The 24,698-nt window shown below is 55.7% G+C and carries 24 protein-coding genes; 9 read left to right on the top strand and 15 right to left on the bottom strand.

The window, feature by feature from the left end; genetic code table 11:
• Positions 1-47: 47 nt before the first annotated feature.
• On the top strand, positions 48-608 hold the full coding sequence (locus BV210_RS00210) for a multiprotein bridging factor aMBF1 (RefSeq protein WP_077204692.1): 561 nt from the start codon (positions 48-50) through the stop codon (positions 606-608).
• Here BV210_RS00210 and BV210_RS00205 read toward each other — a convergent pair.
• Positions 605-1,180 (bottom strand): response regulator, encoded by a 576-nt coding sequence (locus BV210_RS00205; RefSeq protein WP_253741572.1) that lies wholly within the window; start codon positions 1,178-1,180, stop codon positions 605-607. The two genes, BV210_RS00210 and BV210_RS00205, sit on opposite strands and share 4 nt — an antisense overlap.
• A 93-nt stretch (positions 1,181-1,273) precedes the next feature.
• Here BV210_RS00205 and tpiA point away from each other — a divergent pair, with 93 nt between their 5' ends.
• The gene (tpiA, locus tag BV210_RS00200) at positions 1,274-1,921 is read left to right on the top strand and encodes a triose-phosphate isomerase (RefSeq protein WP_077204691.1); all 648 of its coding nucleotides are present in this window, start codon (positions 1,274-1,276) and stop codon (positions 1,919-1,921) included.
• A gap of 104 nt (positions 1,922-2,025) precedes the next feature.
• Complete coding sequence (locus BV210_RS00195; RefSeq protein ID WP_077204690.1) at positions 2,026-2,736, top strand: class I SAM-dependent methyltransferase; 711 nt, start codon at positions 2,026-2,028, stop codon at positions 2,734-2,736.
• A gap of 13 nt (positions 2,737-2,749) precedes the next feature.
• On the opposite strand, the gene BV210_RS00190 is transcribed toward BV210_RS00195, so the two are convergent.
• On the bottom strand, positions 2,750-4,606 hold the full coding sequence (locus BV210_RS00190; protein ID WP_077204689.1) for an ATP-binding protein: 1,857 nt from the start codon (positions 4,604-4,606) through the stop codon (positions 2,750-2,752).
• A gap of 139 nt (positions 4,607-4,745) precedes the next feature.
• Here BV210_RS00190 and BV210_RS00185 point away from each other — a divergent pair, with 139 nt between their 5' ends.
• Complete coding sequence (locus tag BV210_RS00185; protein WP_077204688.1) at positions 4,746-5,165, top strand: hypothetical protein; 420 nt, start codon at positions 4,746-4,748, stop codon at positions 5,163-5,165.
• A gap of 31 nt (positions 5,166-5,196) precedes the next feature.
• Here the strand turns inward: BV210_RS00185 and BV210_RS00180 are convergent, their stop codons facing one another.
• Both BV210_RS00180 and dinB read right to left on the bottom strand, forming a co-directional pair.
• Positions 5,197-5,814: a bifunctional 2-polyprenyl-6-hydroxyphenol methylase/3-demethylubiquinol 3-O-methyltransferase UbiG gene (locus BV210_RS00180; protein ID WP_077204687.1), complete on the bottom strand. Its 618-nt coding sequence runs from the start codon at positions 5,812-5,814 to the stop codon at positions 5,197-5,199.
• A 47-nt stretch (positions 5,815-5,861) separates the two neighbouring features.
• Positions 5,862-7,145: a DNA polymerase IV gene (gene dinB / locus BV210_RS00175; RefSeq protein ID WP_077204686.1), complete on the bottom strand. Its 1,284-nt coding sequence runs from the start codon at positions 7,143-7,145 to the stop codon at positions 5,862-5,864.
• 22 nt (positions 7,146-7,167) lie between these two features.
• Between dinB and BV210_RS00170 the strand changes: the two genes are divergently transcribed.
• A complete protein-coding gene (locus BV210_RS00170) occupies positions 7,168-8,229 on the top strand; it encodes a site-specific integrase (protein ID WP_077204685.1) in 1,062 nt (353 codons plus the stop codon).
• Between the two features lie 47 nt (positions 8,230-8,276).
• Here the strand turns inward: BV210_RS00170 and BV210_RS19610 are convergent, their stop codons facing one another.
• The gene (locus BV210_RS19610; RefSeq protein ID WP_157525736.1) at positions 8,277-8,675 is read right to left on the bottom strand and encodes a hypothetical protein; all 399 of its coding nucleotides are present in this window, start codon (positions 8,673-8,675) and stop codon (positions 8,277-8,279) included.
• 227 nt (positions 8,676-8,902) lie between these two features.
• Here BV210_RS19610 and BV210_RS19605 point away from each other — a divergent pair, with 227 nt between their 5' ends.
• On the top strand, positions 8,903-9,550 hold the full coding sequence (locus tag BV210_RS19605; RefSeq protein ID WP_157525734.1) for a hypothetical protein: 648 nt from the start codon (positions 8,903-8,905) through the stop codon (positions 9,548-9,550).
• Here BV210_RS19605 and BV210_RS19600 read toward each other — a convergent pair whose 3' ends face one another.
• Positions 9,551-11,995: a hypothetical protein gene (locus BV210_RS19600; RefSeq protein ID WP_172824862.1), complete on the bottom strand. Its 2,445-nt coding sequence runs from the start codon at positions 11,993-11,995 to the stop codon at positions 9,551-9,553.
• A 459-nt stretch (positions 11,996-12,454) separates the two neighbouring features.
• Between BV210_RS19600 and BV210_RS19595 the strand changes: the two genes are divergently transcribed.
• Together BV210_RS19595 and BV210_RS19590 are read left to right on the top strand one after the other, a co-directional pair.
• The gene (locus tag BV210_RS19595; protein ID WP_157525730.1) at positions 12,455-12,598 is read left to right on the top strand and encodes a hypothetical protein; all 144 of its coding nucleotides are present in this window, start codon (positions 12,455-12,457) and stop codon (positions 12,596-12,598) included.
• Positions 12,599-12,792: 194 nt separating this feature from the next.
• A complete protein-coding gene (locus BV210_RS19590) occupies positions 12,793-13,257 on the top strand; it encodes a hypothetical protein (RefSeq protein WP_157525728.1) in 465 nt (154 codons plus the stop codon).
• A gap of 729 nt (positions 13,258-13,986) precedes the next feature.
• On the opposite strand, the gene BV210_RS00155 is transcribed toward BV210_RS19590, so the two are convergent.
• Together BV210_RS00155 and BV210_RS20725 are read right to left on the bottom strand one after the other, a co-directional pair.
• A complete protein-coding gene (locus tag BV210_RS00155) occupies positions 13,987-14,298 on the bottom strand; it encodes a hypothetical protein (RefSeq protein ID WP_077204682.1) in 312 nt (103 codons plus the stop codon).
• Between the two features lie 279 nt (positions 14,299-14,577).
• Positions 14,578-14,706, bottom strand: coding sequence for a hypothetical protein (locus tag BV210_RS20725; RefSeq protein WP_256385543.1), 129 nt, complete (start codon positions 14,704-14,706; stop codon positions 14,578-14,580).
• Between the two features lie 679 nt (positions 14,707-15,385).
• Between BV210_RS20725 and BV210_RS00150 the strand changes: the two genes are divergently transcribed.
• Positions 15,386-16,789: a hypothetical protein gene (locus tag BV210_RS00150; RefSeq protein ID WP_077204681.1), complete on the top strand. Its 1,404-nt coding sequence runs from the start codon at positions 15,386-15,388 to the stop codon at positions 16,787-16,789.
• 129 nt (positions 16,790-16,918) lie between these two features.
• Here the strand turns inward: BV210_RS00150 and BV210_RS00145 are convergent, their stop codons facing one another.
• From BV210_RS00145 to BV210_RS00120, 7 genes are all read right to left on the bottom strand, one after another.
• On the bottom strand, positions 16,919-17,647 hold the full coding sequence (locus BV210_RS00145) for a restriction endonuclease (RefSeq protein WP_077204680.1): 729 nt from the start codon (positions 17,645-17,647) through the stop codon (positions 16,919-16,921).
• A gap of 138 nt (positions 17,648-17,785) precedes the next feature.
• Positions 17,786-18,190 carry a hypothetical protein gene (locus BV210_RS00140; protein WP_157525726.1) on the bottom strand — a complete coding sequence of 135 codons (405 nt, stop codon included), beginning with the start codon at positions 18,188-18,190 and terminating at the stop codon, positions 17,786-17,788.
• A 166-nt stretch (positions 18,191-18,356) separates the two neighbouring features.
• Positions 18,357-19,430 (bottom strand): hypothetical protein, encoded by a 1,074-nt coding sequence (locus tag BV210_RS00135; protein ID WP_084802526.1) that lies wholly within the window; start codon positions 19,428-19,430, stop codon positions 18,357-18,359.
• Positions 19,431-19,439: 9 nt separating this feature from the next.
• Entirely contained in the window at positions 19,440-20,078 is a 639-nt protein-coding gene (locus tag BV210_RS19585; protein WP_157525724.1) for a hypothetical protein, read from the bottom strand.
• 1,194 nt (positions 20,079-21,272) lie between these two features.
• Positions 21,273-22,349 (bottom strand): hypothetical protein, encoded by a 1,077-nt coding sequence (locus tag BV210_RS19580; protein WP_157525722.1) that lies wholly within the window; start codon positions 22,347-22,349, stop codon positions 21,273-21,275.
• Between the two features lie 288 nt (positions 22,350-22,637).
• Complete coding sequence (locus tag BV210_RS19575; RefSeq protein ID WP_157525720.1) at positions 22,638-22,775, bottom strand: hypothetical protein; 138 nt, start codon at positions 22,773-22,775, stop codon at positions 22,638-22,640.
• A gap of 61 nt (positions 22,776-22,836) precedes the next feature.
• Positions 22,837-24,477, bottom strand: coding sequence for an FAD-binding oxidoreductase (locus tag BV210_RS00120; protein WP_077204675.1), 1,641 nt, complete (start codon positions 24,475-24,477; stop codon positions 22,837-22,839).
• Between the last annotated feature and the right edge of the window lie 221 nt (positions 24,478-24,698).

Below are 24,698 nucleotides of genomic sequence, written 5' to 3'. Positions count from 1 at the left end.
TGTCGCCTGGCGTACGATTTATACGCGGGCGTGGCGAAGGCCCTTCCATGGTCCAGTGTGAGATGTGCGGGGCCGAGACGTCCTCGCCGAACACGGTGAAAGTCGAAGGCGCAGAACTCGACGTCTGTGACGACTGTGCCGACTTCGGCACCGAGGTCCGCACGCAGGAGAGTTCGAGCTCGTCCACGAAGTACTCGACGAGCAGTTCCTCCGGGTCGGGGTCGGGAAGCTCGGGATCCAGCGGGAGTTCTAGCTCTGGTACGAGTGCTTCGTCCGGTGGCGGTGGCGGCGGTGGCAGTCGCCGCGACATGTTCGACCAGATGGACGAGGTGGCCCAGGACTACGACCAGCGCATCCGGGAGGCCCGGGAAGCGGCCGGGCTGAACCAGGAGGAACTGGCCAGCCAGCTCAACGAGAAGGCAAGCCTCATCCGCAAACTCGAACGCGGCGACACGCTCCCCAGCGACTCGGTGCAACAGAAACTCGAGAGTGAACTCGACATCGTCCTCACGGAGGGCGGCGGCAGCGCCGACGACACGGAGTGGTCCGGCGGCTCCAGCGAGGGTGAATACACGCTGGGCGACGTCGTCCAGCGAAAGGACTCCTAGATGTGACGCTGGACGTCCTTGAGCGAGAGGTCCTCGCCGATCTCGTCTAACTCCGCTTCGAGTCCCTCGATCTCTCCGGTGAGTCGCTCGAAGCGGTCGCTTCGATCCAGTTCCGCGGTGCTTTTCTCGACTTTGAGGACGTTGCGCTTCAGTTTCTTCGAGGTGAGTTGCTGGTGTTTCTCGCTGTACTCCGAGAGTTTGAGCAGCCGTTCGACCACGTCGAGCAGATCCGCTCGGGAGACGGGCTTGACGAGGTAGTCGTCACAGCCCATGTCGATGATGTCGAAACCGGGGTTGACCGCGGTCACCATGGCGACCCGGCAATCACAGCCGTTCTCGTTGATCTCGGCGAGTACCTTGTCCCCCGAGAGGTCCGGCATCCTGCGGTCGAGCAGCGCCACGTCGATGCTCTGGGTCTCGTCGCGGAGGACTTCGACCGCCGCCTCGCCGCCGTAGGCCGTCACCACCTCGTAGTCCTCGGCGAGGTAGTCGGTGTAGAGATCAGCGAGGTGCTGTTCGTCCTCCGCGACCAGCACCGTCGCCGCCGAAGTTGCCGATGACACGTCTATCACTGCATGGATACCGGGCCGTGGCCCTTAAAACGGGCCTCCGGCTCACCGTGTCGAACTCCCACCCTTTATGCCCGCCGCGGTCGCCCTCCCGCTATGTTCGTCCTCGTCAACCTGAAGGCGTACCCGTGTGACCCCGTCGCGGTCGCGACCGCGGCCCACGAGGTCAGCGAGGCCACGGGCGTCCGTATCGCCATCGCACCGCAGGCCGCCCACATCGACGCCGTCGCCGACACCGGCGTCGAGACGTGGGCCCAACACGTTAGCCCCGTCGACCACGGCAGCCATACCGGCTCGACGCTGGCCGAGGCCGCCGCCGACGCCGGCGCGGTCGGCACCCTGTTGAACCACTCAGAGAACAGGCTGAAACTCGCCGACATCGACGCCAGCCTGTCGGCGGCCGACCGCGCCGACTTCGAGACCATCGTCTGCGCGAACAACCCCGATCAGATCGCCGCCGCCGCGGCACTCGGCCCCGACGCCGTCGCCGTCGAACCCCCGGAACTGATCGGGACCGGCACACCCGTCAGCACTGCCGACCCCGACATCGTTCGGGACGCCGTGGACGCGGCCGCGGACGTGGACGACTCCGTAGACGTGCTCTGTGGGGCCGGCATCTCGACCGGCGAGGACCTCGCAGCCGCGAAGGACCTCGGCGCGACGGGCGTCCTGCTCGCGAGCGGCGTCGCGAAGGCCGACGATCCGAAGGCGGCCCTGGAAGATCTGGTGGAACCGGTCGCCTGACCGCGTCACCACCTTCTCGACGCTTCCGGGCGATCACGATGCCGTCGTCCGATCGCCAGCGCCGGATCCCACACCGATTTGTCTGTCCGCCCCGACCCGCAACCATGACGAGTGCGTTCGGACGGGCGCTGCTCGATCACTACCGCGGCGATCGCGAGACGCCGCTCCGCCAGCGCGACGGCGAGGAGACGAAGGTCCACCCCATAGACGACTTCTACTTCGGCGAGTTCCCGGACGAACCGGCCGCCGACTGGGTCGAATCGTGGCTCGACGGCCCCCTGCTGGACATCGGTGCCGGAGCGGGCCGCGACGCGCTGTACTTCCAGGACCAGTTCGAGACCGTCGCCATCGACGTGGACCCCGACCTGGTGACGCTCGTGGACGAGCGCGGCGTCGCGGACGCACGACAGGGCGACATGTTCGCCCTGCGGGAGGCGTTCGATCGCGACCGGTTTCGTTCGGTCCTCTGTATCGGCACCCAACTCGGCCTGGCGTCCTCGATGCACGGCCTGCGCTCGTTGCTGGGGGATCTCGCACACGTCACGACGGCAGACGGGACGGCGGTCGTGGACGGCTACGACCCCGAGTTCGAGGGTGCTGGGGAGATGCTGGGGTTCCGCGACGATCCGACGCCCGGCCTCGCGTTCCGCGTGGTTAGCTACGAGTACGACGGCACGGTCGATCCGACGCTCCTCTTCCGGCTCGTGAGTCCGGATCGGCTCCGCGAGGCGACGGCGGGGACCGGGTGGCGCGTCGCCGACGTACGGCGGCCTCACGACAACTACTACTATCGGGCGGCGCTGGAGAAACAGTAGTCCGAAGTGGCCGTTACTTCACGAACCCGTCCTCGACGGCCGCCACGAGCGCGTCGCGTGCGTCGGCATCGGGTTCGCCGGGATACTCGGCCTCGATCAGGTCAGCCAGCCGGTAATCGTAGTAGCCACGGCCGACGTGTTCGATGTAACCGTGCGTCCGCAGAGTGCGGTTGTGCGCGTACGCGCTGGTGCGGTCGCCGTCGCCGCCGCCGGCGAAGTGGGCGTCGAGGGGTTTCGCGGGCCCTTCCTTCCGGTAGTACCGCAACATGCCGACCGTCTTCTGGGGCATGGCCTCGATGGCCCGGCGTAACTGCTCGACGAGTTCCTCTCCCTCCGGTGGTACCTCACCGGGCCAGGCGTCGACGGACACGGACGCGTCGGTCTCGGTGTCGACCGTCGCATCCTCGTCGCCGACCGCGGCCATCGCGGCCGCAACGTCACCGTCGTCGGCGTTCTCGCCGTCGCCGTTCCGGCTGACACTCCCGCCCACCGTGTCGATTTCGCCGGGCGGGCTCTCGAAGAACGAGGTGGCGGCCGTTGCCGGGTCCGACTCTGGGTCGTCGCCGGGTGCTGTCGTCGCGCCGCCGTCGGTCGTCGCGGCTCCATCCCCTTCGGTGGTGGCCCCGGCCGCGTCTCCGAAATCCGATATCGGCTGGAGATCAGGGTCGTCGGCGTCGGCACTGTCGGCCGATTTCTCGGCGGACGTAGCATCCGCTGTGGACTGTTCAGGTCCGTTCCCCTCGTCTACCGACGGGTCGCCGGTCGCGAGCTGGCGCTGTTGGCGCATCCGCTCTTGTTCCGTTCGACCGGGATTGACGCCCTTGACCGTGTCGAGCAGTGCGTCGACGAACTGGTCTGCCATCCGGGACATGTCGCGGGCGTCCTGCAACTCCTTTTCCAGTTCGGCGATCCGGGAGTTCTTCTCGTCGAGTTGCTCGCGGAGTTCCTTGATGCGGTCCTCGGTGCGCTCTTTCTCCTCGCTGATCTCCTCCAGTTCCGACACGAGGTCGGAACTCACCGACTTGAGGTCGGGCCGATCCACGTCCTCCAGCCCGGGGGTCGCGCCGGCGTCGAAGGTCTTCTTGCGGTGGAACTGCACGCGCTGGACTCGTTCGGTCCAGTCGTTCATCATGAACGCCTCGCCGTCGTCCAGATCCTCGACGGCCTCGGCGTACTCGTTGCCGAGGATGCGGCTGACCACTTTCGTGTCGTTGTTCCAGGTCAGGCGGTGCCAGACCAGCCAGTCACACTGCGTGATGAAGTCTTTCTTCACGTCCGCCGGCCGCTGACTGATGCCGACCATCCCGAGGCCGTGTTTCCGGCCACGCTTTGCGATCTTGATCAGCATCTTCCCGGCTTCCGTGACCGAGCCCTTCTCGGGGATCCACTCGTGGACCTCCTCGACGAGCATCAGGAAGGGCTGTTTCAGCTTCTTCTCCTTGGCGAACAGCTGTTTCGAGACCTCGGTCAGCAGCGTCTCGGCCTCGTCCTCGTCGAGGAACGAGGACACGTCGAGGATGATGGGGACGTTCTGTTCGAGCGCCAGCGAGGCGATCTTGCCGGCGTGTTCGGTCGTCACCTGGATGTCACACTCCTCGTCGGCCCCGACGTGGAGGATCTCGTACTCCTCTTTGAGCCCGTAGTACTCCCCGTCGATGTCGACGATGAGGATGCCGAAGCCGGCGTCGAGCAGGTTCTCCGCGATGACGCTCGCGGAATTGGACTTGCCAGACCCGGATTTCCCGGTGACGAACCCGCGGCCCGTCAGCACTTCGACGACCGGCAGGTCGACGGCTTGCTCGGGCGTCTCGCCCACCGGCGGGCCATCGCTCAACTCCGCGACTGTGATGCTCTCTTTCTCGTCTCCCATCGCTTGTCGGATCCTATACCCCCGACGACATAATTATCCGTCAGCCAGCCGTCAGACACATTCCGCCCGCCGACACAGTGGGAACCCATATATCCGAGGCTCGCAAAGGGATTTGCGGAACAGCGAGATCGCTCTCACCATGCGACGCCACGGAACCACCGTCGAGGACGACACCGTCTACGTCGAAACCGACGACGGACGGCTGGAGGTCGGCGCGCTCGACCGCATCGTCGACGCGGTCGGCGGCCACGCCTGGACCATCGAGTACTCCGACTGGGAGAAGGAGTACTACGACGACCTCGACACCGACGACGAGGGGATGATCGTCGACGTGGTGGACATGACCGAAGCCATGACCCACGGCGAATCGTTCGTGGAGATGTTGCGGACCCACCCCTCGGATCCCCCCACTGCGACCGGAAATTCGGGAGACGACGATACCGACGACGAATCCGGTCCAGACGGTGACCCGGAGATCGAGGGCGACGCCGACCTCTCGCCACGGATGGGTCTGTTCGTCGGCAAACTGCTCGAAAACCTGGAGAGCGGACTGGACTGAGCGCTGGCCAACCGACGGGCCCGAGATTCCTTCAGATAACCCGGAACACGCGGATCGTGTCCCGCTCGGTCGGTTCCCGGATCAACTGGGCGAATCCTCGCTCGGAGAAGACCGATTTCCAGTCGCGGTGGTACAGCGGGAACTCGTCGTCCACGTAGCTCACGTCGGTCTCGCCGCGACCCCGGTTCGGACTGTTACCCTCGTTCTCGGCCGTCACGAGCAGATCGGTGGTGAGCCGCTGGAACTCGTCGAACACCCACACGTCGTCGGGGTGGACGTGCTGGAGCGTCTCTACGGTGTAGATCGCGTCGAAGGCCCCGTCGTCGAACTCCGGGAGCAAGTCCTCGAGCGCGCCAGTGTGGAAGGTTCCTTTCTCCGCGAGTCGCGGGTAGTGGTCGGCCATCACGTCGAAGGCGTCGTCGTTGATGTCGACGCCGGTGAGGTTCTCGAAGCCTGTGCGGCGGAGGTGTTCGAGGTGGCGGCCACAGCCACAGCCGACTTCGAGGATTCGCGCGTCGTCGCTGCAGTAGTGAGCGAGCACGTCGCCGAGCGTCTCGCTCACCTCGTTGGGGCCGATCTCGGCGTAGTAGGTAGGCGAGTACTTCTCGGACCGCTCGGCCCAGTCCTGGCGTACGTCCTCCGGATCCATGTATCGGTCCAGCGGGGGACGCGTAATCAATCGACTGATAGCGCCCGCTACTGGAACTCGCCCAGCGAGGTCTGCCCCTGCGGGTCGCCGTCCTCGGGCTCGTCCCGACCGTCCGCCTCGAACTCGCCCAGCGAGCGATTCTCCCGCGAGTCGCCCCCGCTCGGTTCGGCGTCCTCGAAGCCGTCGAGGCTGGCCTGTTGTGCGTCGGAGAAGTCCAGATTCGAGACGCGGACGCCGACCTTCCGCACGTCGTCGTCGCTGAACTCCGCCAGCAGATCCAGCGCCACCTCCTCGACGAGGTCGGCGTCTTCGACGGGTCCCGGCAGCGACTCGGCGCGAGTGTGCACGTCGAACGGCGGTGTGACGACCTTGATACCGATGGTCCGATAGAGCGCGTCCTTCCGGCGGGCGCGCTCGGCCACGTCGCCGGCCAGCGCCCGAACGCGGTCGCGTTTGCGCTCGGGGTCGTCGGTCGCGTCGGTGAACGCCGACTCCCGGGAGAGACTCTTGGGTTTCCCGACGGGTTCCACTGGTCTATCGTCTTCGCCGCGGGCGTACGACCGGATCTCGCGGCCGCGCTCGCCGAACCGCTCCCCGAGGCGGTCCGGATCGGCTTCGGCGAGGTCGCCCGCAGTCTCGACGCCCATGGATCGGAGTTCCCGGGCCGTGACTGGCCCGACGTTGTGGACCTCCTCGACGTCGAGGGGGGCCAGGAACTCCCGGACGTCGCCGGGTTCGACGACGACGAGCCCGTCGGGTTTGTCGTGGTCGCTGGCGATCTTGGCCGCGCTCATCGCCGGCGCGATGCCAACGCTGGCGACGACGCCGACCTCGTCTTCGATGCGGTCCCTGAGACGCTGTCCGAACTCGTCGGCGGATTCCCAGTCCACAGTTTCCGTCACGTCGAGGTAGGCCTCGTCGATGCTGACCTCCCGGACCGTGTCGGCGGTGTCGTGGAGAATCTCCTTGACCTCGCTCGCGACCGACTCGTAGTAGTCCAGGTCGACGGTGCGGTAGTACCCCGCCTCGTCGGGGTCGGGGGCGTCGTCGTCAGTTGCGTCCGCGTCGGCATGACGGGGCAGCCGCTCCAGGGCCTGCGAGATGGCCATGGCGCTCTCGACGCCGAACTCGCGGGCCTCGTAGCTGGCCGTCGCGACCGCGCCGTGGGGCTCGCCGGACTCGTAGCCCATCCCGACGACGAGAGGCTCCCCCTCCAGTTCGGGCTCGCGAAGGCGTTCGCAGGCGGCGTAGAAACAGTCCATGTCGACGTGGCAGATCACCTGCTCCCGTCGATCTCCGCGCGTCTCCTGCGTGAATTCATCGAGCGTCATTCCTGGGGATCAGTGACCGACCATGACGGAACTCCAACCCATCGAACCACGAGAAGCATTGGAAATGTACTGCCAAGACATTGACGGTGACCTCTCACCCAATTCACTGGAACAGAAGCGATACCAACTTGGATTCTTCGTCGACTGGTGTGAGGGGAAAGATCGTACCAGTGCTGGGAGATCAGGGGATGAACCACCGTCGGAAACAGAGCCTCGAATCGAGAATCTAAACAACATCACTGGGCGGGATTTCACTCGATTCAAGAACTGGCGTGGAGAGGACATCAACAAAGTAACGCTCCGAACGAATCTCTCGGCCCTTCGGACGTTCATGCGGTTCTGTGTGAAGATCGATGCTGTAGCTCCCTCCATTCCCGACAAGGTCAACGTTCCACAGTTAGCTAACGGCGAGAACGAGCGCGAGAGTCTGCTTGGACCTGAACGGGCTGAACGGATACTGGAGTACCTTCGGACGTTCCACTACGCCTCACTCCGTCACGTTGTTTTCGAGTTGCAGTGGCGGACAGGTGTTCGGATGTCTGCACTCCATTCTCTCGATACCGATGACGTATACAGTGACGAGCAACGGATCGAACTGGTGCATCGACCCGAAGAGGGGACTCGCCTGAAAAACGGCGCTGATGGTGAGCGTATCGTAGCCATTGATGAATACACTGCTGGGATGCTTGAGGACTACATTGACTACCGCCGTATCCCCAGAAATGACGACTATGGACGTGAACCTCTTTTGACATCATCCCACGGTCGGATGTCGAAGGGGCATCTGAACAAGCAAGTATACCGTTACTCTGCACCCTGTGAGTACGGTGCTGACTGTCCTGCTGGGCGTGATCCACAGGAGTGTGAGTATGCAGGGTCCTTCGAGGACTTCGTCGCCTGTCCTCACAATGTGCGTCCCCACGATGTGAGGAGAGGAAGCATCACACACTACCTGCGTAACGATGTTCCTGAGAAAGCCGTCAGTGACCGCATGAACGTCTCCTTAAAAACCCTCGATCGGCACTACGACAAACGGTCTGACGAAGAAAAGGCAGAACAACGGCGTGAGTACTTCTCCGAATAGAATCAGGTAGGAGAATCCCAGTTGAGTTTAAATAGACATTCTGTTATTTATTTAAATGAAGTGGGTTCATACTCCCCTTCTACAGAGTTGACAAATCGCCGCACGTATTGATGGACAGTCCCCCGTTCAACCCTCATTTTATCAGCTATTATATTAGAATCTTCACAATATACAGAGTAGAAATAAACTGCCATTGCAGGTTTTCCATGAACGGCGATCTCAACGGGTAGGCAGTCTTTTGCGCCTCTTGAAATCAATTCGGGGCTGAATTTGGCAGCAAGTGTTGCTAAGGGTTTCGCTCTTCTGAACCTATTCCGTCGCCATCCCCCAGATGAGCAGGAAACAACCATTCCTAAATTCTCAAACCCATCATATGTTGTCTTTCTAACTAACTCTATCTTCACCTCATTTATTTCATAGAGGTTTTGTACTTTGTGTCTCTCCATATAAAGTAGACAATCTGTGTTACGGCCGTCGGGATTAATACTTACCGTCTCTTCACTTCCAGTTACGTTCGCAAGATATACGGGATTCAGCCCGTGAGCGGACTGCTGAATAGAGTAACAGCCCATAGAGATATCTGTCGCTTGCGAACGTGTTAGTCGAAAACCAGGGCGTTGGCCCATCAAGCACAAGCGCCCTGTTGCAACCCATCGGCCACCGAGATAGCCCGATGCCCGAAGGGTTGGTTGACCCTTTGTACTGGGTCAACCTGACTTCTTCGGTCGGGAAGCTCGGTGGGCTACCAGTAGAGACATCCATGTCCACAGAGAAACGCGATTCCGACCGAAACGACGTACAGCCCGTGACTGAGCCAGCACCGACACCGCTCATTTCAGCCGCCCAGTTCTCCCTCGATCAGTTTCCTCTGCATCACGTAGAGCAAAATCGATTCTATCCACTTCGGGAATACGCTGTCCGTATTGCAGACACTACCAGCGGGACAACAGAGAATCACCTAACAGGACTCATTGGTGAGGACGCCATCGCACACCACCTTGGTATCGAACAACGGTTGAACACCGAAGTGTACGCCGATGGTGGGGATGGTGGTGTCGATCTCACCTATCGAGGGGCCACTATCGACGTGAAAACAGTCGGTCGACACCGCTCGAATCCTGCCCTCACTGTCGATGCCTACGAACCTCTGACTGCTGACTACTACGTGTTAGCAAGTCGTATCGGAAAGGTGGATTGTCGATTGATAGGCTACGCTCCACGGTGGTTCGTCGCGAACGCACCGATTCAGCAATATCATGGAAAAGAGTACCATATCGTTGATCAGGATTATTTGTTCCCGATACCCACTGTACGGGGTTAACTATTCACCATTGTGCTGATTCAGATAGAAGGCAACGCCGTTTTGCTCTGGACTACTTATTTTGGCGCGGTAAGTAATCTCAACTTTGACGTTGTCCCGAATATTTACGTCTTCTGGGACATCCTCCTGACCCCAACCCTGAACCTGTTCACCAGGGGTTGCAGACACAGTTATTGGAAGCCGATCTACTTCTTCGATGTACTCGAAATCAGTATCGAATAGCACAACCACAACACAGTCCGTCATACTATCTTCTTCTATGGGGACTCCAGCAAATTCAGGACAATACTCTGCGGGATTTCCTGCATTCCTCACAAATCGTTCATCATCTCGAAGTTCGCTAAGAGCGTCTACTTGCTCTAATACCAAACATTCAACACTTTCGTGGGATATTAGCTCTTCCAGTAAGTCAGGTAACTCAGATAAAGAATTGATTGTTCGCTCATCAAATTGTAGTTGTTCTATGACGAAATTGTGATATTCTTCCATAATATTTGGGAAATTGGTCTGGTAAAATGTTGATATATCGTCATCGACGAACAAACCACGTTGCCAAGTCCCTTCCAGCGAAAATTCGTTGGCTTCGTTGACTGAAGATGCGGTTTGAATGGTTCCGACTTGATTCAGGGCTTTACGAAAACCACATGACTCCAGTTGCGAATTGATATTGTCGGCTAAGCTCTCAACTTTATTGGAGGACACTTCTTGTTCCCTGATCCACTCTTTATGATCTTCTTTGCTGGCCTCCTTCACACTTTCAAAATAGCTAATTAAGACTCTCACTCGCCCTTCTATTGTAGGACCTGTATCAAGAAACTCTTCAAGTGGGTAGTCAGTGGTATAGGATTCAAGCTGTTTGATTATTTTATCAAGACGATTCTGTGGACGATGATATTCAAGGACTGGTGAATTCTTTGGATCACGGTTACTGAGATTAGAGATCTCATTCGAATCTACTGCCCAAACAAGTGTTGCACAATAAAACTGAAGCAGCCAGGTATTTGCAGCCATACCTGTCATGACCGCCCCATGACTTGTGTCCAGTTCATGTTCAAGATTCCATCGCTCCCAATAACCCAGTGGATTATCCTCAGAAACTATATTAAAGAAGATCTCCGTAAGTTGTCGATGATTTCCGAAGTCGTCCTCGACAAACTCTTCAAACACCCTCAGGAAAAACTCCCCACTGATATCATCCTCACGGTATAATTTGAATGCCCAACCATATGTTGCAAATCTCAATTTATCAATTGCTTCTCTGTACTCATCAGCAATGTCCTGTTTCTGTTGGTTCAGTTCTTCATCGGCATCTACTTCACCATTTATTGCATCATTTGGTATCTGTCTGGCGTACCTACCCCGTCGAAATTGAAGTGGACTCTCAGACATCTCATACAGCGCACTCAGGGCGTAAATTTCCTCATTTTGAACCGCTGTTCTCCAGAAAGAGGTCTGCGTCTGAAACCAACAGTTCAGGGATTCTGATGTTGATTCTAACTCCTTTTTTGATGCAGCGTCTTCGAATGACGACAGAATACCAGCTTGGGCATTCCTATAGCGGGTAATCAATACGTCAATATCTTGATTCCGTTGTTTGGTAGTAGTCATTTGACCAAACAGAGTAGCAAATCCCTCAAGAGCCCTGCGCGGTATTTCCTCATCCACCTTCTCGTTTGAGATAGTCAGATACAATCCATACCATGAGCCAATCACTTCTTTTTCTAATTCAAAATCATCCTCCTTGACACATCTACGATGGAGCGAAAGATATCGTGTTTCAATGAATGTCCAGACTTGTGGTAATACTTCAGAACCGTCTTTGGTCAGGTCTTCGACCAGGTCTTCAACTTGATCCAATTTTTCTCGAAGTCGTTTGGGATGATTTTGGTCGATTTCTCGCTGTGCTGCATTGAAGAAATGACGTAGATATGAATCATACCGTTCTGTTCCTTCGCCATATTTGTTTTGACGGGCAGCTTTCGCAAACTCCATCACTTTATGATCAAGTGTGTTGTGGAGGAGTAAGTCAAAAACTCTCCAAAAGCTACGGACCGCCACAATCATACTGACGACCAACAATAACCACGAAACCGTTCCAATCTCTGAAGTGACTACATCCGATTCCGTAGTCAATAATCCAATCCCGATCAAAACGTTTGCTGACAAAAAGAATGTGATTGTCTCAATTGATCGAAGCTCATCAGCTAATTCTGAAATAATTTCTGCATTTGTGGATAATCCACGAACTGATTGCCAAGCAAAAGAAAGCGCAACAAGACTGAATGTGAAAACAGTAGCGTGAATTGCCCAGAGAGTGCGCAAATCGCTCTTTTCAAACTCATATGTTAGATAGTCTGGCAGAATACCAACGACCGATGGTCCTATAAGATACCCAAGTGCTGCTGTTGCCAAAGATATGGCCATTCCAATACTGATCCCAGTCACTCTTGAATAGCGGCCTGCAATTATCCGCTGAATAGCGACATACAGAATACGAGCTATCCTAACAGATGGGACTCTCATTTAATGACAGTAGCCATGATTCAGACATATTTCAGTATTGTGGATACTTGGGATCAATAACCCATTCGATATGCCATAATTTTTACTTCGACTTCTAAAGATATTCAGATTAGTGAGGATGTAACGAGAGGTCGGTTCGGGGCAGTTGCTCGGCTGTCAGATGCAAAGCATCGTGACAGCCTCCGCTTGCCTGCCCTCGAACGCGACACGCTCGGCCCCGAAACCTTGGGGACGGAGGTGGGGCAAATCACCCAACTTTGGGATGAACCGTGGGCCGAGATTTATTAGTAACCCTTCCCTCTGAAGATATGTGGTTCACGTCGGGGCCACCAGCCAATCCACGACGGTTCTCGACGTGACCACACATGGAGAGCTGTCGCTATGACCAAAGACGATGATACTCCCGAGGAGGAAACAGAACGGGAGTCTGACGATGAGGCAGAATCCACCCTGATGGATCTGCGAGCGGTGAAGTTGGTACTCGAAGTCACAGTGTTGCTGGCGCGGCTGCTCAGGGTGTTGTAACACTGGTGGAGGTTCCGACCATCGCAGTCGGGGCCACCAGCCAATCCAAGTAGTAGTAGTAAACCCAGCCTATTAAATTGCCCTCCATTCTGGTATTGGCTCAGGGCACGCAAGAGTCTCTACCATATCTCTCCTTCTCTGTTCGCAATGGACTGAGGGAAAATATGAATTAACCACCGCCCTTGCCCTGCAATATGACTCCAGATGAATCAGAGAATACCGATTTATTGTTGACTCGCTATGACCAAATAAGTCAAGAGCATAACCACTACAACACTGTAATCCACAGAACATTCTATCTCAGCCTTGTCTTCCTAAGTGCCTTCCTTGGGCTTTTCCTCCAAGAAAGCACAGATGAATCAAGAACTGTTCTGTGTTTTTTCGTCGGGGTGGTTTTCTTCTCGTTAGGACTCTGGACACGGACATATCAGAATGGGCGGAGACAATCTGAAAACCTACAAAATGCAATTGTTTCCGAACTTACAGCCAAAGACTACAATTTCGATGAGATCGATGGAATTGAGTCGCTATTTCCCAGTGGAGAGAGTCGAAAAAAGTGGGAACGAAATAGGATTAAAGATACTGGACTGCTCGGGTACTACGCCGTAGTTGCCTTCCTCTCAATAGTGCTTACCATACTCCAAGTTACGGTTCTCTGAAAGAGTCGAGACCGATTGTCCTCAGTCGCTGAATGTCGCCTTTCCTTCTCGATAGCAGGGCCAGCAGGGGCAGCCGTCAGGTAGTTTGGAACAATCACAGTCGTCGTTCTCAGTATCTGCACTCTCGACATCTTTCTCTTGGGAGGTGGCCAACGTAGTACCACCGTCGGTTATTGCCTGAGTGGTACTTGTGACGGTGTCAGTAACGACTGACGGACCTTCGACGTGGTCACCCAACTGCGGATCGATGGCGTCAGTGTTGACCCAGTCAGGAACCTCATGGACCCCAGTGGCGAAGGCCACCCGTCGCTCGTGTTTACACGACTCGTCATCATCGAGGTTATGTTGACTGTCGGGACAGCTGCATCGTCCTTGTCGTGAGTCGACTTTGTAGGAGCTTCCCGACTCACTGACGACGGTGTAGATGTCTCCACCTTCAGGGAGAGCCGACATACATTCAGTTAGTGCGCGAACGGTACGGTCTTCCAGGTCGTGAGGTTCTTGAACCTCAGTGGCGTACTCGGTCATGGGTTGCCTCAACCCACTGCGTCCCGCTCCAACGGGGCGCTTTCTGCAAAGCGCGAACACGCAGCGAGTTACTTCTACGTAGATATGCCACCCCCTTAGTTGTGGTGGTTCATATCAGGATTAAAGTACTCTATACAGCACCGCTGTTAGTCGGTTACGATTAGAATGAACAGAAAGCGTATGTATATATTACTGCTGACCCTACCGCTTTTCTTCCCGCGCTGAGACAACGTCGACAGACTTCACGTCCTTCGTCTCAATGTCTCCCTTTATGTGGAACTGAACGAACCCCTCTATGTCGTCACTGAACCAGATAGAATGTTCGACTGTAACTGAGAGAGTCCGTCCGTCGCGTTGTCTACGGACCGAGCGGCGTTTCCCAGCGAACAGGAAGGTCTGAATCGTCGTGGCCGTTATCGGGACATCGTGGTGGTTCTCCGTCTCAAATCGATCATCAGACTGGGGATCGAGGGACCGAGCGTTACGGATTATCTCATCGGCCATCTGCTGCATGTTCGACCGTTCCCAGCGACGATCAGCAAAAGGCTCCTCACTGGGCGCAGTGGTCTTACTGCCGTCGTTCGTTTGTGAACTGTGCTTCGCCGTGGCGGAACTTTCATGCTCCGCAGACTGCATTTTACTCATGGGTTGCCTCAACCCACTGACGGGCCTGCTCCAACAGGCGCGTCTTTTCAGACGCAATCCGTCGGTGAGTTACTACCACGTTGCATCTCTACCACCATAATACCTGGAATAATGATACTTTCATATACCACCAAACTGAACAGCAGGTTACCCCTCTTCGGTGTTTAGTTCGTCAAGCAGTTTCTGAGCATACTTCGCAAGTTCCCCATCCATCTGAACTATCACTTCAAGATGTTCTTCGGTGAGTTCACAGTCGGATAAATCAAGGTCTGACATTCTACTACCCATACTGCGGCAAACACGATAAAACTCTCAATATTTACACTTTCAAATAGTCCAAACTGAAACGACATGGTAAGTACTCTGTAGACACCCCGCACCCCCATATGGTTCATTAGATGACGACTGAGGAATGCGTCACATGGGGAGGGGATCGGGGGGTCCGCCCGTTTCGGCATCTACTCACGTGGTTATACCCCCCTGTGGGTTATCTGTCACAAGACAGATTCTCGACCCCGATCCTGCTATCTCTCAGAATTTTTCAGATACAGCCCACACATTACAGGGGGACGGGTGTCACTACCAGTTCGATAGGGATACTCCCGACGTGGTCACAAACATGGCATAGATGTGCGTATGCGCATTAGTTATAATCTGGCCAATGAGAGGAATCTTTAACAGTAGGGTACATTCAAGACACTAAAGGGCAACGTTTTTGTGGTTGGGGCGTGAACACAATACATGCTCTCGGGAGCAACTGCTACGGTTAGGATTGGGGAATGTCTGTCCTCCTCACTTGATGAAGTGTCCCGTCACTATCGTGAGAAGTTGGGTGGGTATGGTGGTCGAGGAGCTGTCCTATGGCATTTGACTCATTCCTACATCGAACAGTACGAGGAGGACTTTGAACGAGTGAGTGACGGACGGTATCGCTTCGTTGGAGGGGAGAATAACGATGCCTGAGTTTCAGGAACCCGATGGTGAGTGTAATCCACCTGCCAAAGTCTACCTCGATGGACAGCGAGTCCCGATCATCGAGGATGGGGCACGAGTGGAATGGCGCAAGGAGGGGCCACTATCCCAGCAATTCGTTGCAGATGTCTATGTCCCACTCGAAGACTCGTATGGACAGGACTGGACAGACGTGTACATGGATGCCCAGTACGGTATCTGTGATATCGAGGTCCTTCACTGGGGAAAAGAAGCACACGCCTCCGAAGCCAGTGGTATTGTCGCAGGCATTGGCTCAGGGCAGAGTGGGCCGCTTGAAGCTCGCCTTCGAGTTGTTGACCCTGCCCTGCTGATGAAGGAGTTTCCCGTTCAAAAACAAGATCGGTTCACGAAACAGACGAGTCTAAAGACCGTTCTCGAACGGCTGGCTACCTCGTTTGAAGAACGCAACCCCACATACGACTCGATACCGCTTGTTCTCTCTGATGGGATCGAAATCACACCTGCTGACTCTGATGAAGTTGCAGATGATGGGACAGATCAAGCCGCTGGTGGGGGTGTGATGCAGATTTATGAAGACTACGTCGAACCAGCATTGAATACTGTCTTCGATGACGCTGTCACGACAAACGAGGAGGAAAGCCAAGAGCCAGACAAAGTGTTGATTAACAAAAACTTTGAGACCTATACGAAATCGCTGGCTGACGTAGCTGCATACGTCGAAAATATCGCAAATATTCGACTACGGTTCGGTCCACCTGAATCGACGAACCAGTCCAGCCGTCGTCTGGTGATCGAACCACCCCAACAGCAGTACGCATACAAGCCCAAGCACAACGACGGAACACTCGACCTGCTTGAGAACGACTTGCTGGCAGAGATCAACCCGATAAACACACTGGAAGTGGTTGGTGGCCGAACCGTCGTCAATACAGACAGTGATGGTAGCGATGGTGGCCAGTTCTCACAGTCTGGTGGGTTGGTCAGTAGTACAGATCGTGTCAGAACTAATCTCGAATCAGTGAAAGCGATCGCCAAAGTCCGCCACGAACCCACCTACGAAATCGCTGGCCAAGAGGTCACGACACAGGTGGAAAAAGCCGAAATCCGTGAAGTAGGGCAATTGGTGAATGCTGCAAAGCAGGAATTAAAACAGCGTATGGATCAGGCAGGACATGGGAACGCCACGTTCACACTGAGTCCCTATCTCAGTCCCTACGACATTCTCCAACTGCCCTTCCAGTGTAGCTCTGACACTGTCTTCCAGTACGAAATCGAACGATTGACCCATCATGCTGGACCAACCCAACGGGGTGAGAATGGGCTTGCTCGAACAGAGGTTCAATGCTCGTTCGCCACTCGTGATGAAGACATCACAGTCGTCAACAGTGGGACGAAGGAAATCTAAGTACGTTCTTAGTCCTCACGAGTAACAACGAAGGGGATTGGTCGTCTTTCTCTTTCTTCCCTCAGGAAACGTGATTAGCGGGCACTAAGGGTATGCTAACAGCTCTGCTGTCTTTCCCTTTGACTACGTTCAATCGACAAATCTCATTTTTATAAGTTTGCCAGAAAGTGTCATTGCCACAAAAAATGAAAGACCCACCAACCACTCTACACCCTTGTTGATCATAGAAAATGCAAGAACCAGAAAGAACATCTGCAAAACAAATACCACTAAATAAATTGTGAGACTTTTCGACGACCCATCTTCTCCAGACTCTGTCTGCTTATTAGGTATTTGCTTGTTTGTGTTTGTTCCTGCCTCGCTCAACTCTTTTTCCTCAACTGGTCCATCCCGTACATTTTGAGGGTTTTCCCAGTCAAATTCCTGCTCCTGTGACTCCCCCTCGTCCGCCATCAGATCGGATAGCACACCAGTCTCCTGTATCATCCGACACAGTTGATAGCCGTCGACAGTCTTCATGTCAAGATCGTTGGCGAGGCGTTCTGCCTGTGTCGTAAACTCGCTCGTCGTCACAATCACAACAACATCTACTGCGTCAGACTGTTGGTAGAGAGTAGCATACTTCCGAACTTCCTCGCTCCCAACTTTGTTTCCATCAGAGTATCGTTTCACCTGGATGAATTGTATCTGTTCGATGGGATTGCGCTTCCTGGCGACAACGTCGATCCCCCGATCATTACTTTTGCTCTGTACATCAGTCTCGAATCCAGATTCATTCCAGACTGCCGCGACCAACTTCTCGAAATCGTATGGATCGATAGACTGAAGATAGGTTCTTAGATCGACAGTACCTGACATTGGTGGCAATAGAACCTACCGTCCATTATACATTTGCCACTGGCACAATTGGAATGGAGAACCACAGGCATCGCATAGTGAGCAGGGCGAGAAGAAAGAGAAAACTGTCCCCTATCTATGCCTATTCTCCTTCAAAGGTTATCCGTCGTTGAGTGTCAGCACCGTTTTGCCCTCAGTGTCGTATCCATCCTTGTTGGTCGTGGTGTCGTCATTGTCCTCAGTGTCCTCCTCCTCGTTCTCGTCGTCGCCGTCGTCCTCAGGGTCCACTACCTCAAAGACGGTGTCTAAACGGAACTTAATCCGTTTCTTGCCAAAGTCCGTCGTCATACGAGGTCGAGTGATTTCCATCCCAGTTGGATCCTCGATAGCCAGCAGTTCCCGTCCATCGTGACAAATCTTAATCGAGGTCTCTGGGTGCGTAATCAGGTCTGGGAAGTACCCTGGCTTTAGCTCCCTCAGATGGTCGACTTCGTGGAATACAGATTTGTCTTCTGATGGCCCCTCTACCTGTTCTGTCGTGGCTTCGTGAAATTCTTGACTCATATCGTATCTATGTTCGACGGTTTGGTTCTCCGCACTGTGCAACACCCCTTTTTATACCCTGCTAAATCGAGTACTGTACCACCACAGAGGTTTCAGTAGGGTATACTGCTGTATCTTGAAATTGGAAAGTTAACACGGTAGGTATCATAGAGCGAGGGGTGGCCCTCTACACTTTGTCTGCGACAAACGGTTCGTAGTCTACTGGCCTACTGTCGATGTCCACAGTTTCGATCCCGCTGCTGGTGTCGATGTCCTCGGGGTCTGGGTACGTCTCTGTGTTCGTTTCCCGTTCACCGTCGTCGGCCCCATACCAGTCTTGGGACAGTGTCACAAACCGCTGGAACAACTGCTGGTCTGGTCGCCACTGTCTGATCCCACTCGCCCACAGTAGGGCATAGAACCGTAGTGGTCCCCTGTTGGCTTGGAGAACGTTCGGGACGTTCCCCTTACGGTCTGAGTCCTCGTCATGGGGTGCGAGGCCTGCAAGATACTTTGTAACCTCTCGTGGTAGTGGGGTTGTTGGGTGTGAACCCTTGGGGTCAGATGGATACTTTCGGCGCTCTGGGTCGTGTCGTACCTCGACGGCGTCACTGTGGTTTCTGGGTTGTGCTTGTTCGACGGCGTCCAGGTGGGCATCGACGGCGGGATAGATGTCCGTCTCGCAGAGGACGGCGTCGGGGTCGTTGACCCAGAGGGCGTCATGGATGTGTGGATACCCGTTACCATGGGGTTCCAGCACTGACAAACGAGCATACTGCAAGCCGTGGTTTTCCTCGATGTGTCTCTGATATGCCCGATAGACATTCCTATCACCAGCCAGCAGGTCGCTCAGGAAGTCGGCAGGCGGTTGGGGTTGTCCATCCTCTCCGAATGGTCTGGCACGACGAACAACATGGACAGTAGTTAGGTCTCCACCCCAGAGCTGTCCAGCCGCTCGATCAACACCCAGTGTTCTGCCGTATCTGTCAAGTGACGCCCGTTCAGTAAACCTGTGGCTATTCGGTCGAACACCCCTCTCGTCAGCCCACGTGTTCGCTGCCTTGTGCTGTCGCCAGACGTAATCCTTGAACGCCTCAACCACCGCGTCCCACTGTTTTGATCGGTTTTTGATAGTCACTGTTTCAGATCGTAGGTTGGTTCCAGAACGAACCGACAGGTATTGCTCCTCGATGCTATCAGCGGTTGTGTCTGGAAGGACCCGTTGCTCCTCGGGGTCGATGAACGGCGATTCTGAGGGCATTGCGTGTCCTCAGTCAGCATTGAGAGGGCTGTCCTCGTGGACTTCTTCAACTCCTTCAATATCGACCCACCACTGACCCCACTGATCGAGACGTTCGAAGAACTCTGGCGTTTCTTCGTCCTCTGGCTCCCCATACAGGAAGTCGAACAATGTCGTGTTCGGGAGGGCACCTCTCTCATTGCCGTGTCGCTTTCGGTGGTCTTCGGTGCTGCGAATGGCGAGATTCTCTACAATATTGAGTTTGATGGGGGATTTCAACAGGTGGTCAACTTCGCTATCTTCGTCAAAGATCAAACCAAGATCAGCAATAGCAAGTGCGACAATCTGACTCTCATAGAGGTAAACTGTCCCACCGTCGCCATCGGGAATGTGATACTGCACACGTCCATCCTCCCGAACAATCCGTGAGATTGAACGATCCCGTTCATGCATGGGAAGGCGAGCTTCGACATCCAGTTTATCCATCCAGTATTGGATATTCTGTTGGGTCGTGTCCAGTTCCTCCGCTACCTGTTCTTGGGACAGATCATGCTCATGGTAGAGTTGTCGCAGTACTGCGGGGTCTTTCCACGGCTCTGCACCGTGTTCAAATGTACTCCGTTCAAAGTCTATACTACCGTCGCCATTTTCGTCGGGTTCGCCGTTCATGCTGACTCTCCCGACCGCCAACAGCGCCACTTGTCGGAGCGCCCCACAAGAGGACGCAATCATTAATAGGAGCAAGGGCTTACGGAGAAATACGAGGTTTCCAAACTCGTACTAAAACCCGCGCCAACGGGTTCCCCATTTTCCTATCTTCTCGTCGGATAGATATACGTAGCCCATCTGACGAGAGGCGTGAATCGGCCGTTAGTCTCCCGTAATAGCGCGAGGCGGAAAAATCCTTCGACTGTACACTACCAACATCAAAAGAGAAGACAAACGTCCATATTCAACGCCTTCTTTCTTCACAACCTATCACTATTGAATTGCACTCTAAATATCGAACGCCTCTCCGACTTTTTCTAGAGACAGGTGTATTGGGCCGTATCCAAAACAAACCGACTCACGGGTATCATATTGTTATCAGGCAGTGTAGCGATGGCCGTCAGTCTCTCCACTATCCACTCTATATACTCTACGAGCATGGTCCCTCACAGGTCTCAGGCTTGATTAGCAAGGCAGATGCAAAACTCTCAACGGTTTCAATCGAAACCAAGATCATTCCGTCTCGACTCACGATCAATTCGTTCTCTGACCCTCATATCGGACTGTGTAAGAATACTGCCACTGAATAATATTTCACTCCCACTATGTTAAGAGCCTGTTCAGGGCCTCTACGTATGGAATCGCAGCAAAGGGTTTATGCACTTGCCACTCGAACGGGATAGTAACTGGTTACCACCCGCAAGCCAATTGCGTCAGGAAGCTCCATGCCGTCGAGTGGTCTGTAATACCCACATGGAACGAGGCAGTATCTGGGCCATGTGACCGATCACATAGCACACTGATCGGTTGCTATCAGTGTAAATCCACACATTCCCTGCACGAGTGGCTCTTTCCCCATAAACTATCAGGGAAGATACTGGATGTGAACGGACACTAATCCTCTGTACAGGGCGGAAACAGGAAACTGTCAGTACACATCTGATAGGTTATGACACTACAATTGGTATACACCATTACCAATACCCTATCCCTATTCTTGATGCTGTTTTAGGGGGAGAGTCTATTTTTTACAGCAACAGCACACTATGACACTAAAGACTACTGTAGTAGTGTAATACTGTCTGTGTTAGATAGTATACTTAGAAGGCGCTGGGGTGGAGAGGGTGATCTCGCTTGGATTGTTCCTTTACAGATTCAGCAGGTACTCAGATTATCTGCTGCATTCTCGAACAGTTTCTTAGGACTCAGTGAGGGAATAGCCCCGTCGATACTGATGTTTGTCTCATTTTCGAAGCGTTGTGTTCCCTCCTCGACAAGTCCTCCTACTTTCTCACCAATCCCCTTCTCAGACGGTTTCTGATCAGATGTTTCCTTACCAGTCCCACATTGCTTAATTGCTGACTTGGAGTATTCCTGCCCTTGAGCCGCCATCACTGCGGTCATATTGACATTATCCACCTGTACGCTCAGATTTCCTCTATCCTGATTTTCTCGCAGATATCCCATCACACCAGATGGTGCCCCTCGAAGTCCCCAGTGGATCTCACTCATTGCCAGGGCATAACATCGGTTACCGCAAAGTTGGCGAATCCGATAGAGGCCAACCGTATTCGACACTATTCTGGTGCCAGTAAAAGCTGGTTGATAGAATACTCCCATTTGCACCATGGTGAATTCAACACCGAAGTAGAGTGAACTGGTGTAGAAGTCCTCCATCGTCGCATTTGTTGGGTTTTCTTTGACAGCACACCCGTCTTCAACCATCTTGTTGTAGCTGGCTGCCAGCGGTGCGTATTTGGCTACGTCACCTGCGGCCTGGCGAATCTCGTTCGTTGCTGACCGATCAAGACGGTCGTTGAAGTGTTCGTTGATGATCTGAACACCAAAGTCTGCCCGTCGTGAGAGACTCTCGACCTTGGATGCATTATCAGCAGTTTCACTGAAGTTGATTGTCTCACTGAATTGCTGATTGTAGTTGCACAGTTTCGTTGCAGCCTCAATTGTCTCTGTTTGGCGTGCAGACTGTGTTGAGGGCAGTTTTTCAAAATAGTTTGATGTCGTTGCCTCGACCTGCTTTTCCTCTTGAGAAGAGAGTTTGACCGTTTCCACATCAGTAGTCTGTGGTCCTTGCGTTGGGTTTTGTCCTGCTGTGTTCACTGGGCCACCTCCACCACCCATCATTTGTGGCGATGAGCCTCCGCAAAAAGCAAGACTCATTCCGACTATCGCTACTGCAAAGGCGATGGCAATCTTTCCCACCTCTTCAGACATTCTTTACTACTGTTGTGACAAAGGAGATTTTAAGCCTGAGGGGACCAGAGTGAAAGTGTAAGCATCCCGTGTCGGTTCACAGTTGACGCCAGGCGGGTTTTGACGGACACGTACTGCAACCAGTACTGATTTTATTCACCCCCATCTACACATCGATAGATCCCCTTACGGGATGCCAGTCTCGCAGATTCACGCACCGCGCACGTCGACACCCACCCGACTCAGGTGGCAATTCGACGACCGTGTCAACTACCTGAGGATCGAGGAAGGAGCGTTCGCAATCGCTCGTCAGGCAAAGCGGCCTGACGAGAGATAAGGGAATTGGGCATGACAATTCCCGCAGGCGGCGTAGAAACAGTCCATGTCGACGTGGCAGATCACCTGCTCCGGCGACTCGTCGTCGACGCCCGGCAGCCGCCCGTCCATACGCCGGGATTCGGACCGGCCCCACCTAAGTCTCTCGCCCGGCCGATGTGTGGGCGCGGTGTCACTCCACGTCGAGCAACGCGCCGGGATTCATGATGCCTTCGGGGTCGAGACGGTCCTTGGCGGCGCGCAACGCCTCCCGGAACTCGTCGGGGGACTCCTCCTCGTACCACTCCCGATGCGTCCGGCCGACTGCGTGGTGGTGGGTGATCGTCCCGCCGTACTCCTCGATCACGTCCGAGGCCGTCGCCTTGATCTCGCGCCACTGTTCGAGTTCCCGCCCCACGTCGGCCGGGGCCAGCAGGGTGTAGTAGGGCGCTGGCCCGTCCGGGTAGACGTGGGTGAACCGACAGGAGAGAAAGCCTGCGCCGCACTCCTCTTCCATGACCTCGGTCACCTGCTCGGTGATCTCCTCGTGAAGGCGGTCGAACTGGTCCCACGTCACCGCCGTCTCGAAGGTGTCGACGATCACACCCAGACTCACCAGGGCGTTGAACTTGTAGGGTGCCTCGAAGAAGGCCGACCGCCAGTCGTCCGCCTCGTCGTCGCGGTCGTCGCTGCCTTGCTCCCCGTCGTCCTCGCGATGGGGCCCCTCGTAGCTCGGACCGCTCGAAACCGTCCCGCCGCGGTCCTCGGCGATCTCGATGGCCCGTGCGAGGTCGTCGTCGACGGGGTGGTCGACGGACTCGAAGCCCAGCACGAGGACGTGGCTGCCGTCCATCGCCACCTCGTTCATCATCGCTTCTCGACTATCGAGCAGCCGGCAGTTCGCCGGGTAGAGCCGCGCCTGGGCGATTTCGCGGATCGCGTCGACTGCCGCCTCGAAGCCCGAGAAGCGGACTGTGGCGCGAGCGCGGTACGGGGGGCGAGGCTGGACGCGGAGCCATCCTTCCGTGATCACGCCCAGTGTGCCCTCAGATCCGAGGACCAGTCGGTCCGGGTCGGGGCCGGCACCCGAGGCGGGGAGGCGGCGGCTCTCGAACTCGCCGGAAGGGGTGAGCATCCGGACGTTCTCGACGAAGTCGTCGATGTGGGTGTAGACGGTGGCGAAGTGACCGCCGGCGCGGGTCGCGATCCACCCGCCCAGCGTCGAGAACTCGTAGGACTGTGGGTAGTGTCTGAGCTGGAGGTCGTGCTCGCGGAGCTGATCGTTGATCTGCGGGCCGGTCGCCCCGGCCTGAATCTTCGCCGTGCGTGAGTGGTCGTCGGCCTCCAGCACGCGATCCATCGCCCGGAGGTCGAGTGAGAGCACGCCGGCGTAGCCCGATCCGTCGCCATCGGGGTCACACTCGACGCCGGCGACGACGCTGGTGCCGCCGCCGTAGGGGACGACCGCGACCCGCTCCTCGGTCGCCCAGTCGAGGATGTCACGGATCTCGGCTTCCGTTTCGGGTTCGGCCACCACGTCAGGCGCGGACGCGAAGTCGCCGTGGAATCCACGGACGAGGTCGCGGTAGCCGCTGCCGTAGGTGTGGCGGATCCGGTCCTCCGTCGCCGTCGAGCAGACGTCGGTGAGGTGGTCTGGGACCGACACGGCCGACTCGGGGATCGACACGTCCGAGAGGGTCGGCGGGTCGAGTCGCGGGCGTTCTGGGAACCCGAGCATCGTCTCCATCCGTGTCGCGAGTTCGTCGCGCTCGGCCTCGTCGGGGAACTTCTCTGTGTAGCCCCAGCCCCAGAAACTCAGGTCGCTGTCGGACATCACCGTACCTGTGTCTAACCGTCTCAAAAGTGTTGGGCCGAAGTGCTGGGTGTATCAGGGTAGGGGTACCGAAAAACCGGATCCCGGAACGAGAGTCGGCTGGCCAGCCATCTGCCGGGAGTCCCGATCGTGCGCCGATGCCAATTCCCGAGCGGATACGACGGTCGTTCCCGTCGGGAACCCCCAGCGAACTGGGGTTCCATACCCACGTTAGACAGTAA

It is taken from the genome of Halorientalis sp. IM1011 (assembly GCF_001989615.1).
GTDB lineage: Archaea > Halobacteriota > Halobacteria > Halobacteriales > Haloarculaceae > Halorientalis.
The sequence above is the reverse complement of the archived record's forward strand: the minus strand, read 5'-3'. Positions and strand labels throughout refer to the sequence as shown.

Excerpts from the sequence above, each read along its gene's own strand:
- BV210_RS00210 (WP_077204692.1), top strand. The coding sequence starts at position 48 with ATGGTCCAGTGTGAGATGTGCGGGGCCGAGACGTCCTCGCCGAACACG.
- tpiA (WP_077204691.1), top strand. The coding sequence starts at position 1,274 with ATGTTCGTCCTCGTCAACCTGAAGGCGTACCCGTGTGACCCCGTCGCG.
- BV210_RS00195 (WP_077204690.1), top strand. The coding sequence starts at position 2,026 with ATGACGAGTGCGTTCGGACGGGCGCTGCTCGATCACTACCGCGGCGAT.
- BV210_RS00190 (WP_077204689.1), bottom strand. The coding sequence starts at position 4,606 with ATGGGAGACGAGAAAGAGAGCATCACAGTCGCGGAGTTGAGCGATGGC.
- BV210_RS00185 (WP_077204688.1), top strand. The coding sequence starts at position 4,746 with ATGCGACGCCACGGAACCACCGTCGAGGACGACACCGTCTACGTCGAA.
- BV210_RS00180 (WP_077204687.1), bottom strand. The coding sequence starts at position 5,814 with ATGGATCCGGAGGACGTACGCCAGGACTGGGCCGAGCGGTCCGAGAAG.
- dinB (WP_077204686.1), bottom strand. The coding sequence starts at position 7,145 with ATGACGCTCGATGAATTCACGCAGGAGACGCGCGGAGATCGACGGGAG.
- BV210_RS00170 (WP_077204685.1), top strand. The coding sequence starts at position 7,168 with ATGACGGAACTCCAACCCATCGAACCACGAGAAGCATTGGAAATGTAC.
- BV210_RS19610 (WP_157525736.1), bottom strand. The coding sequence starts at position 8,675 with ATGGAGAGACACAAAGTACAAAACCTCTATGAAATAAATGAGGTGAAG.
- BV210_RS19605 (WP_157525734.1), top strand. The coding sequence starts at position 8,903 with ATGCCCGAAGGGTTGGTTGACCCTTTGTACTGGGTCAACCTGACTTCT.
- BV210_RS19595 (WP_157525730.1), top strand. The coding sequence starts at position 12,455 with ATGACCAAAGACGATGATACTCCCGAGGAGGAAACAGAACGGGAGTCT.
- BV210_RS19590 (WP_157525728.1), top strand. The coding sequence starts at position 12,793 with ATGACTCCAGATGAATCAGAGAATACCGATTTATTGTTGACTCGCTAT.
- BV210_RS00155 (WP_077204682.1), bottom strand. The coding sequence starts at position 14,298 with ATGCAGCAGATGGCCGATGAGATAATCCGTAACGCTCGGTCCCTCGAT.
- BV210_RS20725 (WP_256385543.1), bottom strand. The coding sequence starts at position 14,706 with ATGTCAGACCTTGATTTATCCGACTGTGAACTCACCGAAGAACATCTT.
- BV210_RS00150 (WP_077204681.1), top strand. The coding sequence starts at position 15,386 with ATGCCTGAGTTTCAGGAACCCGATGGTGAGTGTAATCCACCTGCCAAA.
- BV210_RS00145 (WP_077204680.1), bottom strand. The coding sequence starts at position 17,647 with ATGTCAGGTACTGTCGATCTAAGAACCTATCTTCAGTCTATCGATCCA.
- BV210_RS00140 (WP_157525726.1), bottom strand. The coding sequence starts at position 18,190 with ATGAGTCAAGAATTTCACGAAGCCACGACAGAACAGGTAGAGGGGCCA.
- BV210_RS00135 (WP_084802526.1), bottom strand. The coding sequence starts at position 19,430 with ATGCCCTCAGAATCGCCGTTCATCGACCCCGAGGAGCAACGGGTCCTT.
- BV210_RS19585 (WP_157525724.1), bottom strand. The coding sequence starts at position 20,078 with ATGAACGGCGAACCCGACGAAAATGGCGACGGTAGTATAGACTTTGAA.
- BV210_RS19580 (WP_157525722.1), bottom strand. The coding sequence starts at position 22,349 with ATGTCTGAAGAGGTGGGAAAGATTGCCATCGCCTTTGCAGTAGCGATA.
- BV210_RS19575 (WP_157525720.1), bottom strand. The coding sequence starts at position 22,775 with ATGGACGGGCGGCTGCCGGGCGTCGACGACGAGTCGCCGGAGCAGGTG.
- BV210_RS00120 (WP_077204675.1), bottom strand. The coding sequence starts at position 24,477 with ATGTCCGACAGCGACCTGAGTTTCTGGGGCTGGGGCTACACAGAGAAG.